The sequence below is a fragment of the Dyadobacter sp. CY343 genome (assembly GCF_021390335.1).
GTDB lineage: Bacteria > Bacteroidota > Bacteroidia > Cytophagales > Spirosomataceae > Dyadobacter.
This window is the reverse complement of record NZ_JAJUXK010000001.1, coordinates 247,417-263,048: the sequence shown is the minus strand read 5'-3', so window position 1 is coordinate 263,048 and position 15,632 is coordinate 247,417. Positions and strand designations below refer to the sequence as shown.

Sequence of the window (15,632 nt, the reverse complement as noted above, 5' to 3'; positions counted from 1 at the left end):
TATGATTCATATACTGGATATAAATTCTCACGAAAACACACACGTGATCTTCAATGTTTCGATGATCAAAGTTCTGCTGGCCGGTTACCCGGATCAGAACATGACATTTTATTCTGAAAAACTGCATCAGCAGAAAGTGTTCGGCTATTTGACCGATTCAGAAAAAAAGCAGATCGTATCGGCCTCGATTCCTTCCAAGAGAATTGTTCCGGGCAAATTGCAAAAGCTTGTATTAGCCATTCGGAAAACGTGGGTCGACGCAGCGTTTTTTCTTAACTTGCTGCGACGTGCGTCCAGGTCTGGAAACGATATTATATTTATTTTCAAAGCACATCCGCTGTCCATTCTGGCCATCAAGTATTTGAAGCGTTTTTACAGTGATGTTCCCGTTTTAGTTGTGATGCATGGCGAACTGGAATTTTTGTACTCGGCTCAGGGTGATTGGGAAAACAGGATGAAGACGATCTACCAGCGAATCCTTTCTTTCAGATCCAAAAACTTCAAGTACATTCTGCTCAATAAGATCTCAAAAAATATCCTGGTTCGTGACGGATACATGGTACCTCAGGAAGTCATTGAAATTGACCACCCATACCCCTATCAAAACGAACGGCGCGACTCAACACTGAATGTAACAGGACCGGTTGTAATAGGGCACGTGGGGAGCCTCGGGCTACGGAAAAATGCCCACCTGATCTTCAAGCTTGCCGAAATCAACTTACCGGAAATTCAGAACGACCTGATACAGCTACGCGCGATCGGGCCGATCGAAAAGGATGCACTACCTTATCAAAACAACTGGGTGGTCGACTTTACGGAGTCAGAGAAATCCGCCTATGTTACCAGGGAGCGGTTTGAGGAAGAAATTGGCAGAATAGATTATGCAGTATTCTTTTTCAAACCCGAGCAATTCATTTTCCGGGCGAGCGGAGCAGTATTCGATGTGATTGATTTTAAAAAGCCGATCCTGGCATTCGAGCATCCGTTTTTCACCTACCTGACAGCTCAGGCGGGAAATATTGGTTTCTTTTGCAGAGATCTGGAACATATGTCGGAGGTAGTATCACGACTGGCGAATCGGGATCCCCAATTAATTGGTCAATACGAAGAGCAATGCAACAACCTTGACCGTTTTAAAAAGCAGCATACTATTGAGATCATTGCGCAGGATTTTAAGCAACAGCAACGTTATCAAAATGAATCCGGACAAATCTAGTATGGTAAATCCAAAAATATCCGTCTTTACCCCGACCTATAACCGGGCGGATTTACTGCAAAGACTATATGTGAGTTTGACCAAACAGACATTTCGCGATTTTGAATGGGTAGTCGTTGATGACGGAAGTACTGATGGCACTGCGGATGTAATGAAGGAATTCATCGCCGCACAAAACTTTCCCATCCGGTATCAATATCAGGAGAATGCGGGCAAACCGATGGCAGTTAATCAGGGTGTTTCTATGGCACTCGGCGAGTTGTTTTTTATAGTAGATAGTGACGACTGGCTTCCGGAAGACTCCCTAGAAACGATGTGGTTTCATTGGGATAATGTCAAGAAGCTTCCTGATGCAATGCAGTTTGCCGGAATTTCGGGTAACAGGATCCACTCAAACGGAGAAGTCAATGGCGGAAGTGTTGATTATGATATTCTTGACACTGACAACTTCGACTACCGGCTGAGTCGCCATTATAAAGGTGACAAGGCCGAGGCGTACGCAACAAATATTCTAAGACAATATCCATTTCCTGTTTTCGAAAACGAGAAGCATTGCCCCGAGTCGTTGGTCTGGTATCGCATTGCAAATCATTACAAGCTTCGCTATTTCAATAAAGGGGTTTATGTGGGTGACTATCTCGAAGGCGGCCTTACAAACAGCTCCAAGTTTGTGAGGGCAAAGTATCCGCGATACTCAACCCTTGCATATAGTGAAATGGCCAGCAATCCGCGTGTACCTGCAAAGGGCAGAATACGAGCTAATATCAATTACTGGCGGTTTGCTCCGTACAACAGGTCTCAAAGCTTTATTAATAAATTCGCTGCTGTCAGGCACATCTGGAACGTGTTTTGCGTGCCCTTAGGATATTTGTTATATCTAAGGGAGAAAAAAAGTATCTCAAACAAACTAAAAAAGTGATGAGGATATCAGGAATAGCAGCGCTGCTGGCAATGACATTGACCTTTGGTACAAGCCAAGTTTCTTTTAGTCAGACTTCAATAAAAACCATTACTTACTCCGACACAGTAAAGGATTACGGACCAGTGATCACCCGGGCCTTTGAAGATCTAATCAAGGCAGGGGGTGGCACTCTGAGAATCCGGTATGGCATATATCCTGTGCGTTCGGCGGTTGTGGTTAAGAGAAAACAGGATACTCCCAAGATCACAGTTACAGGTTTGAAGAATAGCAAAGGCAAGCTGCCGATACTCAGGGACACAAACTCCGCGGTGCCGCCACACCATTTTTTCAGCTTTGAGGGTAATATTGATAACCCTACTATGGTAGTGAAGATCAGCAATCTTGAATTTGTAGGAAATAATAAGCCCTATTCAAAAGGTCATCCGTTTTTTGGAAATGAAAATATGATCTACAAGCATGCTATTGGCGGTATTAACGTGAAAACGATGACTATCGAAAATGTTACGATCAGAAATTTCTACGGGCGTGGTATTCTGATCGGAAATTATCTGGGGGGAAAATATACGCGGAAGAAGCGCGTAGAGTCTCCTGTGATTAGAAATTGCAGAATATATAATGTTTGGGGCTATTCTAAAAGAGACGATTCCGGTGACGGCATCGAGTTCATTTCGGTTAATAAACCGACAGTTGAAAACTCTACTATTCTTAATAATCTGGCACAATCTAAATACATTGGAAGGTGCGGAATTGTGATGGAAAGAAACACTGAAAAAGCTATTATCCGAAATAATAAGATAGGTGGATATGCCCGCAATATCCATGTTGAATGCGACTGGGGCGGACATTTAATAGAAAAGAATAACTTTTCACAAAGCTCTATCGCCGTAACGTTATCAGAGGATTGCGGCCAGTCGATAGACCTGAAAGATCAGTTCTCTCCCATTACGATCCGGAACAATACGATGGTATACAATCAGGAATACCATACTTACAATATCAAGCGCAGCCCTTTTTCATTTATATCAATCCACAAGCCGACATTCATGCTGGACGGTTTGCAGATCACGGGTAATAAAATGACCTTATTAGGCGTGAAAAAGCCCGTTCAGGCGAAGCAGCCTATTCAGGCACAAAATGCGCGGGTCGCTTCAGAGGCGGTCAATACGCGATATATTGATACGAAAGGTCAATCGAATGTTAAGATCAGTGGAAATTCATTTAACTAACTGTCATTGAAAGTTCTGCACTTGGTTAGCAAGCTTGGCAAAGGAGGCGCCGAAAAGCTGCTCGTTGACATATTGCCCGTCTACAAAGAAATGGGTATTGAGGTTGATTTGCTACTTCTCTCTGAAATTGGATCGGAGCCTGCATTTCTTACTTCACTAAGGCAGAAAGGGATAAAGATCTATCACCTCGGCTCCGATAGCGTCTATTCTCCCCTGTATATTCTCCGCCTCAGAAATTTTCTGAGCCGCCATAAATATGATATTATTCACACGCATTTATTCCCTGCGCTCTACTGGATAGCACTAGCCTCACGGATTTCGGCCAAAAAACCTGTCCTTGTCTACACAGAACACAGTACCCAAAACAAAAGGGCGAACAAAGGTTATCTCAGATGGATTGAAAAATCAATGTACTCCTCTCTGGATAAGATAGTCGCTGTTTCAAACAATGTCCGGGACTTTCTGGTTGGGCGTGTGGCGCCACCGGAACAGGTGATGGTTATTACCAACGGCGTGAATATCGACAGCTTTTCGTCGGCGCCTATTTATGATTCTAGTTATTGGTTAAAACACTTCAATCTGCCGGAGGATTCTATTAAACTCATGATGACCGCCAGGATTAACTATCCCAAGGATCATGCGACACTCGTTGATGCCCTGGCGCTCCTGCCCGAAAACTACTATTTACTATTGGTCGGAGATGGCCCTGACAGGCTGGTGATAGAGCAGCTCGCAGTGTCTCATAATTTGTCCCAGCGGGTAGTTTTCACCGGTTTCAGGCAAGACATCCCCAGTCTGATGAAATCTGTGGACATTAATATTTTGTCATCGGCATATGAAGGAATGTCGGGAGTAGCACTCGAAGGACTAGCTTCCGGGAAGCCTTTTTTGGGAACCAATGTACCGGGCATCAACGATGTTGTTCCCTCTTCTGAAATGCTATTTGAATACAGAAATGCCAAACAATTGGCCGAAAAAATTCTGGCAATCGGTTCCATGGATCAGGCTGCCTACCAGAGATTGATCGATACCGGTGTTGCGCACGCAGCTAAAAACAGTTTGCGTGAAATGGCAAGCAAGCATCTAAAGCTTTACAGCGAATTATTGGCAGCGTGCTGAGTTCGCAAGCGGTAGAACTGCCACGACTATTTTATTAACTGCTTTCTTTTCGGATATCCCGAACAAACTCTCCGACGCCATCCGTCAGACAGCGATACCTTCATGTACCCCCTCAACTTTTGTATCCACAAGTGTACTTACGGCGGATAAAATCTTCCTCTAACTTACTGCTATTCAAAACACTGCCGCAGTCATGCGATAATCTACGGCATTAGAACTAGTTTAATCTTTGTTCGTATAAAAATAGAATCATTAATAGAAATTATTTAAAACATTGTACATAGATTTGTAGTATATATTTTATTTAACTGTAATATATTTTAAATACTTAGCAGAAAACTATGTACAACAAATTACTTTGCGCACGCTTACAGTCAACCATCGGCCTGCTTATCTGCCTCTTCTTTATCAGTAGCAGTCTTCTATCGGCCAGAGGATCTGCTATTGATCCTATCCGCTTCTCGGTAACTACGACCGCAACAAATGTGGGATTGAATGAAGAATTTCAGATTGATATAAAAGCCAGCTACCTGAGTGTTCCCGGAAACGTAGCGTTTGTATTTGAAGGTGCAAATGCATTCCGACTTAAAATGATTTTACCTGTCGGGTTCGAGCAGACAGGTGGCGATTTTACAGATTTTGTGGGTACACAGCTGTCCTCGCAAAAACCGTATGTCCACTACACACTGAAAGGAAAGTTTGTATCTGACGCAGGTGATGGACTTTTTCAGCTTCTTCGCAGTCATAAAAATGCCAATAACCAAAGCACTTTCACACAGGTTTGCACACTCAATTTCAAAATGGATGTGGCTAATTCACTGGCTGCGGACACTGAGGAAAACGCCCGCGTCGCGGCCACCCCAACTCCCGGGTATATTCCCTACCTGACCATTGCCGAAGTAAGGGCAGGAGTCGCCGATACGGCAAAAGCAGTTTTTGTAACAGATAAAGGCAAGTACGGCTTATTCAGACATAATCCTGAATCGACCAGACCAGACGATGGTTCGATTGTGCTGCTTACCGGGTCCAAGCGTTACGAACGCGTATACGAAGGCGCTGTAAATGTAGAGTGGTTCGGTGTGGTGGCTGACGGTACAACCGACCAGAGTGCCAAGATCCAGGTAATTTTAAATAATGAAAAGTATCGGAACGTATACTTCCCAAAAGCAGCTGCTTCCTACCGGATAAAGACACTTAGGATTTACAGCAACAGTACACTGACGTTTGAGGAAGGTACTGTGGTGGAAGGTATGGGAACGCTTGGAACCTACGAGCGAATGATTACGATTTATGATGCCAGCAATATTGTAATACGAGCACATAACTGCGTTTTCAAAGACCATCGCGAAAAGTATACAACCGGGCAATGGAGACACATCTTTTCAATTGAAGGCTTAACCAACGGTTTGTTTGAAGGTATGACGGCCGAAAGCAGTGGCGGAGATGGATTTTATATCGGCGCAGCCAGTGTCAAGAAATTTAGTGAACACGTGAAGCTGGTAAATGTAAAGTCTCATAATAACAGACGCCAGGGAATAACCGTGGTTTCAGGAAAACATATTGACATTGTAAACCCGATAGTTTCGAACAGCAACGGAGAAGCTCCTTCATCAGGAATAGATATTGAACCTGGCAGCGGTGATTTCTTTCTGGATAAAATAAGAATAGATAATCCGACAACTTCGGGAAACACCGGCCCTGGCATCATTATAAGTCCGGGCGCATTGAGCAATACCGGAAAAGTTATTGACATTATAGTTACCAATCATATTGATGACGGAAGCCAGTATGGCTGTCTTGTAACAACAGTCGCCGGTCCGCTCCTTGGCTCTGTCATTATCGATAAGCCTATCTGGAAAAATTCAAGGATAAGCGCTTTTGTAGCGCGGAACTGGAGTTATCGTGCATGCTCGGTGCAGGTATTAAACCCGGTGGTATTAAATCCGAATACATCTAAAAACACTTCCCCGAACCTGGGTGCAGCCTTTCTTATCTACCGGGCTGCAACAGATGGCGGCGATTCCAATATCGGCAACATCCACATTGTACGGCCGCAGATCACAGAGACAAGAAGCCCGCAGCAGGTTACCACTTCTTTTTGTTTCCGCGATCTGAAAGACGGAAGCAGGATTTACAATTGCAGTGTTATTGATCCGGTTAAACCAGAAGCTGCATCTAATTACAAGCACATTATTGCTCACAATGCAGAGGTTACCGTTTCCGACATCAGCAATTCGATCACCACAGATTTCGGTTCATATAATAAGGTGGTTGGAATCGGCTATTATACGCCATTGTTTCACAATCTGAATTCCTCTGCTGCGCGTATCCTTACAATGGAAAAGGTGAATCCAAATTTCCCTGAGGTAACTGTGGAAGTCAGGAAGGGACTGGCGATACGCATTCAGCCACACGCAACCGACAATATATTGCCCTTGTCGAGCACTGCCGGAAAGTATATTACCAGCAATGTTGTAGGAAGCCGGATCATTTTGAAAAAATCATCTGATAATAGTTGGACCGTGAAAGAAATGGTCGGTACCTGGACGGTACAGCCTTAAAGTTTAAGACAATACATGAAAGCTCCGTAGCGGTTTCGTTTACGGGGCTTTTGCTATTTCAGCACTCCCGCCAAATAGTTTCTACGCAAAAATTTATCAAACTTGACCGGTTTACAGTAATTTGGCATTTTTAAAAACACACTGAGTCTCCCGTAATGAAAGGACAAGCTATACCATTTCGTTCTGTTCCACGATTTCCAAGCCGATTATGGTCTATTTCTAACTTAAATCGTCTTAGAAATGACCGGTAAAAACATCCTTCTTCTCGCCCATGACGGGGAAGATTTTTTCAAAGCCAGAATCTCTTTTGCAAAATATCTCAGGCAGCAGGGATATCAGGTGTTCGTCATGCTTCCGCAGGATAAATATACCGACCTCATCAATGAGCAAGGATTTACTGTTCAGAATTCCAGTTTGGAGCGGGACAATACGAATCCGCTGAATCTTGTCAAAACGATTTTTGAGGTACGTGAATTCGCGCATCAGAATAAGATAGATCTGGTGCATTCCTTCAAATTTGTCCCCAACCTGATCAATTCTTTCTCCAATATATTCACGTCCAGGCGCGTCGTATTGCACATTGCCGGTCTGGGAATTGCATTTGCGAATACCGGATTGAAATACCGTTTTTTAAAATTTGTCCAGCAGATACTTTTTCTGATCCAGTTTCTTCGGGCGAATCTTGTCATTATTCAAAACCCTGACGATTACGATGATTTTCTGTTCAAAAGATCTTTCAGGAATAAGATCAAGGTAGTGAAAGGAAGTGGGGTTGATATTGAAAAATTTGCGCCCGACAGAGCTGAAAATGTAATTAAAAGTTCGAAAGTGACATTTTTATGCACTACCCGCCTGATTTGGGAAAAAGGGATCGCTGAAATGGTGGAGGCTTTTGAATCCCTGCCGGCAACCACGAAAGAGAACCTTCAACTGCTCATTATAGGCGAACCCGACGAAAAGAACCCGCGCACTGTTACCCGGGATTTTATTGAAAAGTTTCAGACAAATAGCTCAATTCGTTTCCTGGGCCGACAGAATAATATTTCACAATTCCTGAACGCGTCGGACGTTTTTATACTTCCCAGCTATTACCGGGAAGGCATTCCCAGGAGTATTTTGGAGGCACTTGCCTGCGGCCTGCCTGTTATCACCACCAATGTCCCGGGCTGCAATCTGACCGTAATTCAGGACAAGAATGGATATATTATCAAACCCCGTTCCGCAACTGAGATCAAAAATGCGGTGATAAAAATGTTATCAAAACAGTCGGAATGGAAAGCAATGGGCGACGCAAGCCGGCGACTTGCATTGGAAGAGTTCTCAGAAGAGACCGTTTACAGTCAAATAGTTAAGTTATATCGATCATGAAAGTACTGGTTACTGGTGCGGCAGGTTTTATTGGTTTTCACCTGGTTCAAAAACTGGTTGAAAATGGACATAGTGTTGTAGGAATCGATAATATCAACGATTACTATTCCGTCGATCTGAAACTGGACCGGTTGCGTGAATGCGGAATAGAGATCGATGACGCTATTGACGGAAAAGCATATTCAAGTTCAAAGAGCAGCTACGTTTTTCATAAGCTCGACCTCACAGAAATGGACGAGCTATCGCAACTTTTTCAAGCCAATCGGTTTGACTATGTTGTCAATCTGGCCGCGCAGGCAGGCATTCGTTACAGTATGGAAAACCCGCGCAGCTATCTCAAATCCAACGTGGAGGGCTTCTTTAATATCCTGGAATGTTGCAGGCTCTTCCCACCGCTAAAGCTGGTTTACGCGAGCAGTTCGAGTGTTTACGGCCTGAACACCGAACAACCGTTTGCGATTGAACAGAAGTCAGAAACGCCGATCAACATATACGCGGCCTCGAAAAAGGCGAACGAGCTGATGGCGCACGCTTACAGTCACCTGTACGATTTTACGACCGTCGGCCTGCGATTTTTTACGGTTTACGGGCCCTGGGGCCGGCCGGATATGGCCCCTTTCCTATTCGCCGACGCCATTACAAAAGGGAACCCCATTACCGTTTACAACAACGGGTTGATGAAACGCGATTTTACCTACATAGACGATATTGTGGACGGTATCGTCAGTGTCTTAGATACCGACCTGTCTGCCAAATACCAGATTTTCAATATTGGAAATGGCAAGCCAGTGGATCTGCTCCATTTCATAACTTGCTTGGAAAATGCATTCGGACAGGAAGCGGTGAAAAATATGCGTGAAATGGCTCCCGGTGACATCGTTTCTACCTGGGCGGACACGGAAACACTCCGGAACTCGACGGGCTACGCACCAAAAATAGATATTGAAGATGGAGTTGCCGCGTTCGTATCGTGGTTCAAAACTTATAACAAGGTTGGGTCGACAGTTTCCGCAGAATAATCCAAACGAACTTTATTTATAGAAACAAGTAGAGGCTGATAATCAAAATAATTCAATAGTTTTTAAAACAGTATGCTTACTGCCTCATTAGTAAGCCTTTTTGTTTTCGGCATCATCAAAAAATTATATTTAGTTACAAAAACATAATTTCCTTTTTAGAAACTTTATAACTAAACTTGTGTTCCGAACACACAAAAGATAACACAACACTATCTCTCTCATTAAAAATACACACATATGAGCAATACATACGTATCTGAGAAACGGTATATTCATCGCTTATTAAGTAAAAATTCCGTTTCTGAAGAGGTACTGATTGTCACAAGTTATGATTACTTTTTGCAGAAATATGATCTCGCTCTGTTACTGAAAAAATATAAGGAGATCATCCTGATACCCCACAGTTCTGATGACGATTATCTTCTCAACCACACGGTAAGGCCGATGTTGGACAAGTTCGAGAAGATCCACTTAGTCACAAATCCCCAATACGATCGCAGAAACCGGGTTATATACGAGCTGGTTGTCCGTAAAAACAAATCGATCCGGATTAATACCGTTTACGACTTTTGTGAAAAGATCCTTAAAAAAGTTTACATCCCTGACGACGTTTCAGAAATAAATCCCAATCTGCTTTCCTTGCCATCATTCGGAAAGAGAGTTAGATATCCAAAGAAAATTATTGACGTCTGCATTTCTATCATTCTTTTCCTTTGCACGTTCCCGCTCTGGATACTCAGTTATTTCAGAATAAAAATGCAATCGCCCGGCCCTATATTTTACTACCAGGAAAGGGTGGGAATGAATAACGAAGCCTTTAAATGCATTAAGTTCCGTTCTATGCGGCTCGATGCAGAGCAGAACGGAGCCTCATTTTCCAAGAAGAACGATAGCAGAACTTTTTCTTATGGTTCTTTCATGCGGCAAACCCGTATTGACGAACTTCCTCAGCTGATCAATATTTTCAGAAGAGACCTTTCGCTGATCGGTCCGCGACCGGAAAGGCAGGTTTTTACTGAAACCTTCGACGAAACGATTCCCTATTACAACATGCGGCATAATATCAAACCCGGAATCACCGGATATGCCCAGGTTATGTATTCTTACGGGGCAGGAGTTTTCGATGCGCGGCACAAATTGATGTATGATCTATATTACATCAAAAATTGGAGCCTTTATTTAGAGCTTAAAATCATCCTGCTGACCGCCGTTGTTATCCTACGCAAAAGAGGCAGGTAGTGTTTTCACTATAATGCTTTACAGGTATAACACGCTGATGAATGAGGGTTACTTTTCTAGCGTTGCTGCTCGCAGTAACCAGTGCCTCGAATGTCTTTTCACAAGATTCCACCTTTTATTATTCGCTCGGGGCCGCCGCAACCGGGTCGTCTCCGGCTGTACCTTTCTGGCTGCATGCCAACAGAAACGGATCAGTTCCCACCCGAAGCTCCTTCGCTCTTCTTGAGGCCAGCCTGCACAGGGTATATAATCCCAACAATCCCAGGTTTTTTCAATGGGCTGCCGGCGCTGAGCTGGTTGCAAATGCCGGCAAGAAGTCAACCGTATTTTTCTCCGACTTATTTATAGCAGGAAAAGCCGGCCCGTTTGAATTAAGTGTCGGACAACGAAACCGGGCAATGGGCCTGGCAGATTCCATGCTAACGAGCGGTTCGTTCGCGATGTCGGCCAATTTCCGCCCGTATCCCAAAATTGAGCTCAGCACAGTTCGTTTCGTTAGTTTGCTTCCGCTGAATGATATTCTCTCTTTCAAATTTTCGTATTCCGACGGACTTTTCGGTCCGGCAAATGTGCATTACGGCAACATTGACCGTGTTAGCGAGACTTACTTCCATCAAAAATCGATTTATATTAAACTTGGCAGGTACCGGCACCGGCTAAATCTTTTCGCCGGGTTCAATCATCAGGCAATGTGGGGAAGCGAAGACCAGATTTTCAGCGGCGGACTAAAAAGGGAACAAGCGTACAGTTACATTGTTTTTGGGAAACCCTGGGCGGCGAGTCGGGTCGGTAATCATTTTGGAACGATTGACGTAGCCGCTGAATGGAAGGGTGATCAATGGACCTCCTTTCTATACAGGCAAAATGTTTATGAAGACGGTTCACTCAGTAACCTGAGTAATTTGGCAGATGGTCTCAACGGATTCAGGATCAAGCGAAATTCAACAAACGAGATTATCCGATCTGTTCGACTCAATACAATGCTACTTGAATTTCTCTATACAAAAAACCAGGGAGGAAATGTATTTGACTTCGCGACCGGCACTTTCGGGCGAGACAATTATTTTAACCATTACGTCTACAACCAGGGCTGGTCGTACCGCGGCCGAAGCCTGGGTACGCCATTTATCGCACCGCAGCATTTAATCCGCAAAAATTTACAAACATCACCAACACTTTTTACACCCAATAACAGATTGTTCGCCTATCACCTTGGCCTCGCCGGATCGTATAGAAGGGCGAATTTTATCTTCAAAGGCAGTCACTCATTCAACTTTGGCTCCTACTCCACCGAATTCTCCCGCACTCTGAGACAGACCTCATTTCTGTTTTCTATGAATACCCCTTTATCTGCGAGGAAAAATGACCGGCTAACAATCGATTTGGCCACAGATTTTGGCAAGTTGTTCCCTAATAGCGTCGCGCTGATGGTTGGATGGAAAAAATCCGGTTTTATCCGATAACTTTGGCAAAATATCAATTGATCAACGGAGGAATAACTTCTTTATACTTAAATGCCCTTTCCCGTCTGCCAGATTCGATTCTGTCTAATCCTCTGCATTTCCTGCTTTGCTTTTACTGCTTTCTCTCAGGACTCAACGCTTTATTATAAAGGTTCGATCACAGCGGCAGGCGCCACTGGCCGAACACCCTTTTGGCAATATGCCAATCAGCACGGTAGCGTACCGCTGGACGGTAACTTTGGGCTGGCAGATGTTGGTATCTACAAAATTTACAATCCTAATAACCCGAGAACATTTCAGTGGAGTGGCGGGATTCAGGGAATAGGCAGCTATGGTAAATCGGGTAATGCATTTTTGTCAGACGCATATCTTGCTGCCAAAATAAACGTGTTTGAGATTCTGGCGGGGCAGAAGAGAATGGTTTCGGGGTTGATGGATACGACGATGACTTCCGGCTCTTTATCGATGGCCGGCAATTCGCGCCCATTCCCACGGGTACAAATCGCAATTCCCAAATACTTCCCGCTTTTTTTCACGAATAATTTCGTCGCATTCAAGTTTTCCTATTCCGATGGTTACCTTGGTTCGAGCAGAATTAATTACGGCAGCGTAAATTGGATACCCAACTCCTACTTTCACCATAAGAGTCTGTATTTCAGGATCGGAGGAAAGCAGGATCGCTATAAAATATATGCAGGAGTTAACCATCAGGCAGTTTGGGGAGGCGAGGCAGAAACTACTCCGCTACGGAAGCTTGACCCGCCGACTGCCTATTTGTACACGATCATTGGCAAGACAGTCGATTACAGAAAAATCGGAAATCACTTCGGTACCGTAGATATAGGTGGAGAATGGAAAGGAAAGAACTGGTCGTATTTCATATACAGGCAAAATATTTACGAAACGGGTTCTCTTTTCAAGATCATTAATTATACTGACGGGTTGAATGGAGTAAGTGTTAAAAGACTCAAGCCGCTCCCGAAAAGTAAGACCTATTTCGCATTTCAATCGTTTCTGCTTGAAGTACTTGGAACTCAGAACCAGATCAACAAGAATCCACTTTCCGGACTGGCAATTTTTGAAAGCGGAAACTATTACAACAGTTACCTATTCAACCGGGGCTGGTCATATTACGGAAGTGGCATTGGCACTCCTTTAATACCGAATGCAGGAAATACGAGGGAAGAATTACCGCGGAGTAAGTCGGAGTTTACCAATAATAATCGGCTGTGGGCGTTTCATACTGGTATAACCGCCACCTGGATGAATTTGAGGCTCGCATTCAAAGGCACATATTCCCGGAATTCAGGGACTTTTATAAGTGACTACGGTTCGGTTAAACAGCAGGCTTCGGTGATTTTGAATGTTGAAAAAAATATAAAGGCTTTAAAAGGAAGCACAGTTTTCACGAGTATATCTTCTGATTTTGGTGATCTGTACGAGAATTCAACCGGCATAATGATCGGCTTTCGAAAGAGCGGATTTATTGATTAATGCCCGCTTTCTGGCCTGAATGCAATATGAAAACCGAAAAGTAATACCTATTTTTACCAGAATGGCACCATTATACACATCGCGGAAAAGCATGAGGGTATTTATATGAGATATCATTATCTACTTTTTTTATTACTGTTACCACTCATCGGTTTTCCCCAATCCGATAGTAAGCAGCCTGAGATTTACACAGATTCCACCACGAACTATATTGAATTGCTGGGAGCGGGTACCACAAATGGCTACATTCCGTTCTGGCAACAGGCTAACCAATTCGGGACAGTGCCAACAATTGGTCCGTTTGGGTCTGCGCGCGCGGGAATTGAAGGATACTGGCCGGTTGCGGATAATCAAAACAGAAATGTTTTTCGAGTCGGAGCCGGAGTGGAAGCGGTCGCTAATGTGGGAGAATTTTCCAAAGTACTTATTCCTCAGCTACATGCGACGATCAGATATAAGAATTGGGAGCTTTATGTGGGCAGAAAAAAACAGTGGGTTGGACTGGCGGATTCTACAATAGGCTCAGGTTCTTACGCCTGGTCCGGAAATGCGCTTCCTATTCCGAAAATTCATCTTGGAACTACCCGTTTTGTCCCGGTACCTTTCACTAAAAAGTGGATCTCATTTCAGGCGTTTTATTCAGATGGTATTTTTGAAAGAGACCGGCCTATCACGAGCGGATTGAAATTTCATGAAAAAGCATTTTACCTCCGCATTGGAAAGCCCAACTCCATACTCAAACTATATGGAGGCTTCAACCACCAGGTCCAGTGGGGCGGAAAATCTCCCTACCTGACAGCTGAGGATGGAAAACTGCCTGACGGATTTTCCAACTATATTAATGCAATAACCGGCGCAATCGGCGGTTCCGGCGACAATATCACGCATTTTGATAGTACCAGCCGCATCGGAAATCACCTGGGTTCTATTGACGCGGCAATCGAAATCGAGACTTATGGAATGAGCATATTCCTTTACCGTCAGTTCGTTTACGAAGATGGTTCTCTGTTTTATTTGACCACCCTGAACGACGGATTGTACGGGGCGAGAATTAAAAAGAAAAACTCTTACGGCGCCAATTTCGAGATCACGGAAGGTGTTTTTGAAATTCTCTATACAAAAAACCAGGGCGGCGATATTTTTGATATTGGAAATGGTAAATACCGCGGCCACGACAACTATTTCAATAACCAGCAGGTGCGCGACGGCTGGTCCTATTTTGGGAGAACGATCGGAACGCCTTTTATCCCACCGGCTTCCCAAACCAGTTGGAAATGGCCTTTGTATGCGGACAACTTCACGAGCAATAATCGCGTACTGCTCTACCACCTTGGATTGAAAGGAACACTTTTCAGGAAATTGGAGTGGCAGACAAAATTGTCCTATTCGCTTAATTACGGAACCTATCTGGAAAAATACCTGAGTGTTCCGAAACAGTTTTCAGGGATATTCGGACTACAAACCAAAGTGGACGTACTTGGCGGATTGACTGTAAAAGGCTCATACGCTACTGATATCGGGGATCTTTACCGTCAAACCCACGGCTTCATGCTCGGTATCAGAAAAGACTTCGTCTTTTACTGACCCTGCAAATTTTCACGGATCTGAGTAGCCAGCGCAGCCAACTCTTCCTGCGAGATTTTGATCTTTTTGCTAAAATCCGCATCGCCCATGCTATTTAGCGGCAATAGATGAATGTGCGCGTGAGGCACTTCCAATCCGATCACACTCACTCCTATTCTAATACACGGAACCGTTTTTTCAAGGGCCGGAACAATGCTTTTGGCAAACAACAACAACCTGGAATAGGTATCATCATCGAGATCGAACAGGTAATCGACCTCCTTTTTGGGAATTACCAGAGTATGTCCGAATGCGATGGGAAATGCGTCGAGAAAAGCCAGGAAATCGTCGCTCTCAGCAATTTTATGCGAAGGAATTTCTCCGTTTACGATCTTTGAAAATATAGAAGCCATTTTGAGAAGTTTGTTTTAAAGGGCGCGTA

At 44.0% G+C, this 15,632-nt stretch carries 12 protein-coding genes; 11 read left to right on the top strand and 1 reads right to left on the bottom strand.

Annotation, left to right across the window (positions count from 1 at the left end; translation table 11 throughout):
• Nucleotide 1 precedes the first annotated feature (1 nt).
• The 11 genes from LZG94_RS00995 to LZG94_RS00945 all read left to right on the top strand — a co-directional run bounded on the left by LZG94_RS00995 (nt 2) and on the right by LZG94_RS00945 (nt 15,211).
• Entirely contained in the window at nt 2-1,216 is a 1,215-nt protein-coding gene (locus tag LZG94_RS00995) for a hypothetical protein (protein ID WP_233790038.1), read from the top strand.
• Between the two features lies 1 nt (nt 1,217).
• Nucleotides 1,218-2,135, top strand: coding sequence for a glycosyltransferase family 2 protein (locus LZG94_RS00990; protein ID WP_233790037.1), 918 nt, complete (start codon nt 1,218-1,220; stop codon nt 2,133-2,135).
• Nucleotides 2,135-3,364: a right-handed parallel beta-helix repeat-containing protein gene (locus tag LZG94_RS00985; protein ID WP_233791107.1), complete on the top strand. Its 1,230-nt coding sequence runs from the start codon at nt 2,135-2,137 to the stop codon at nt 3,362-3,364. The genes LZG94_RS00990 and LZG94_RS00985 overlap by 1 nt, the downstream gene beginning before the upstream one ends.
• Nucleotides 3,365-3,370: 6 nt before the next feature.
• On the top strand, nt 3,371-4,483 hold the full coding sequence (locus LZG94_RS00980; protein WP_233790036.1) for a glycosyltransferase: 1,113 nt from the start codon (nt 3,371-3,373) through the stop codon (nt 4,481-4,483).
• Nucleotides 4,484-4,824: 341 nt separating this feature from the next.
• The gene (locus LZG94_RS00975; RefSeq protein WP_233790035.1) at nt 4,825-7,044 is read left to right on the top strand and encodes a right-handed parallel beta-helix repeat-containing protein; all 2,220 of its coding nucleotides are present in this window, start codon (nt 4,825-4,827) and stop codon (nt 7,042-7,044) included.
• A 240-nt stretch (nt 7,045-7,284) separates the two neighbouring features.
• Nucleotides 7,285-8,412, top strand: coding sequence for a glycosyltransferase family 4 protein (locus LZG94_RS00970; protein ID WP_233790034.1), 1,128 nt, complete (start codon nt 7,285-7,287; stop codon nt 8,410-8,412).
• Nucleotides 8,409-9,431 carry an NAD-dependent epimerase/dehydratase family protein gene (locus LZG94_RS00965; protein ID WP_233790033.1) on the top strand — a complete coding sequence of 341 codons (1,023 nt, stop codon included), beginning with the start codon at nt 8,409-8,411 and terminating at the stop codon, nt 9,429-9,431. Before LZG94_RS00970 ends, LZG94_RS00965 begins: the two co-directional genes overlap by 4 nt.
• Before the next feature lie 237 nt (nt 9,432-9,668).
• A complete protein-coding gene (locus LZG94_RS00960) occupies nt 9,669-10,670 on the top strand; it encodes a sugar transferase (RefSeq protein ID WP_215233984.1) in 1,002 nt (333 codons plus the stop codon).
• Between the two features lie 41 nt (nt 10,671-10,711).
• On the top strand, nt 10,712-12,133 hold the full coding sequence (locus tag LZG94_RS00955) for a capsule assembly Wzi family protein (protein ID WP_233790031.1): 1,422 nt from the start codon (nt 10,712-10,714) through the stop codon (nt 12,131-12,133).
• Between the two features lie 51 nt (nt 12,134-12,184).
• Nucleotides 12,185-13,627, top strand: a complete 1,443-nt coding sequence (locus LZG94_RS00950; protein ID WP_233790029.1) for a capsule assembly Wzi family protein — start codon at nt 12,185-12,187, stop codon at nt 13,625-13,627.
• A 105-nt stretch (nt 13,628-13,732) separates the two neighbouring features.
• The gene (locus tag LZG94_RS00945) at nt 13,733-15,211 is read left to right on the top strand and encodes a capsule assembly Wzi family protein (RefSeq protein WP_233790027.1); all 1,479 of its coding nucleotides are present in this window, start codon (nt 13,733-13,735) and stop codon (nt 15,209-15,211) included.
• Here the strand turns inward: LZG94_RS00945 and LZG94_RS00940 are convergent.
• On the bottom strand, nt 15,205-15,603 hold the full coding sequence (locus LZG94_RS00940) for an HIT family protein (protein ID WP_233790025.1): 399 nt from the start codon (nt 15,601-15,603) through the stop codon (nt 15,205-15,207). The two genes, LZG94_RS00945 and LZG94_RS00940, sit on opposite strands and share 7 nt — an antisense overlap.
• Nucleotides 15,604-15,632: the final 29 nt, after the last annotated feature.

What these genes read in the sequence shown, in the direction of transcription:
- LZG94_RS00995 (WP_233790038.1), top strand. Translation starts at nt 2, where the DNA reads ATGATTCATATACTGGATATAAATTCTCACGAAAACACACACGTGATC.
- LZG94_RS00990 (WP_233790037.1), top strand. Translation starts at nt 1,218, where the DNA reads ATGGTAAATCCAAAAATATCCGTCTTTACCCCGACCTATAACCGGGCG.
- LZG94_RS00985 (WP_233791107.1), top strand. Translation starts at nt 2,135, where the DNA reads ATGAGGATATCAGGAATAGCAGCGCTGCTGGCAATGACATTGACCTTT.
- LZG94_RS00975 (WP_233790035.1), top strand. Translation starts at nt 4,825, where the DNA reads ATGTACAACAAATTACTTTGCGCACGCTTACAGTCAACCATCGGCCTG.
- LZG94_RS00970 (WP_233790034.1), top strand. Translation starts at nt 7,285, where the DNA reads ATGACCGGTAAAAACATCCTTCTTCTCGCCCATGACGGGGAAGATTTT.
- LZG94_RS00965 (WP_233790033.1), top strand. Translation starts at nt 8,409, where the DNA reads ATGAAAGTACTGGTTACTGGTGCGGCAGGTTTTATTGGTTTTCACCTG.
- LZG94_RS00960 (WP_215233984.1), top strand. Translation starts at nt 9,669, where the DNA reads ATGAGCAATACATACGTATCTGAGAAACGGTATATTCATCGCTTATTA.
- LZG94_RS00955 (WP_233790031.1), top strand. Translation starts at nt 10,712, where the DNA reads ATGAGGGTTACTTTTCTAGCGTTGCTGCTCGCAGTAACCAGTGCCTCG.
- LZG94_RS00950 (WP_233790029.1), top strand. Translation starts at nt 12,185, where the DNA reads ATGCCCTTTCCCGTCTGCCAGATTCGATTCTGTCTAATCCTCTGCATT.
- LZG94_RS00945 (WP_233790027.1), top strand. Translation starts at nt 13,733, where the DNA reads ATGAGATATCATTATCTACTTTTTTTATTACTGTTACCACTCATCGGT.
- LZG94_RS00940 (WP_233790025.1), bottom strand. Translation starts at nt 15,603, where the DNA reads ATGGCTTCTATATTTTCAAAGATCGTAAACGGAGAAATTCCTTCGCAT.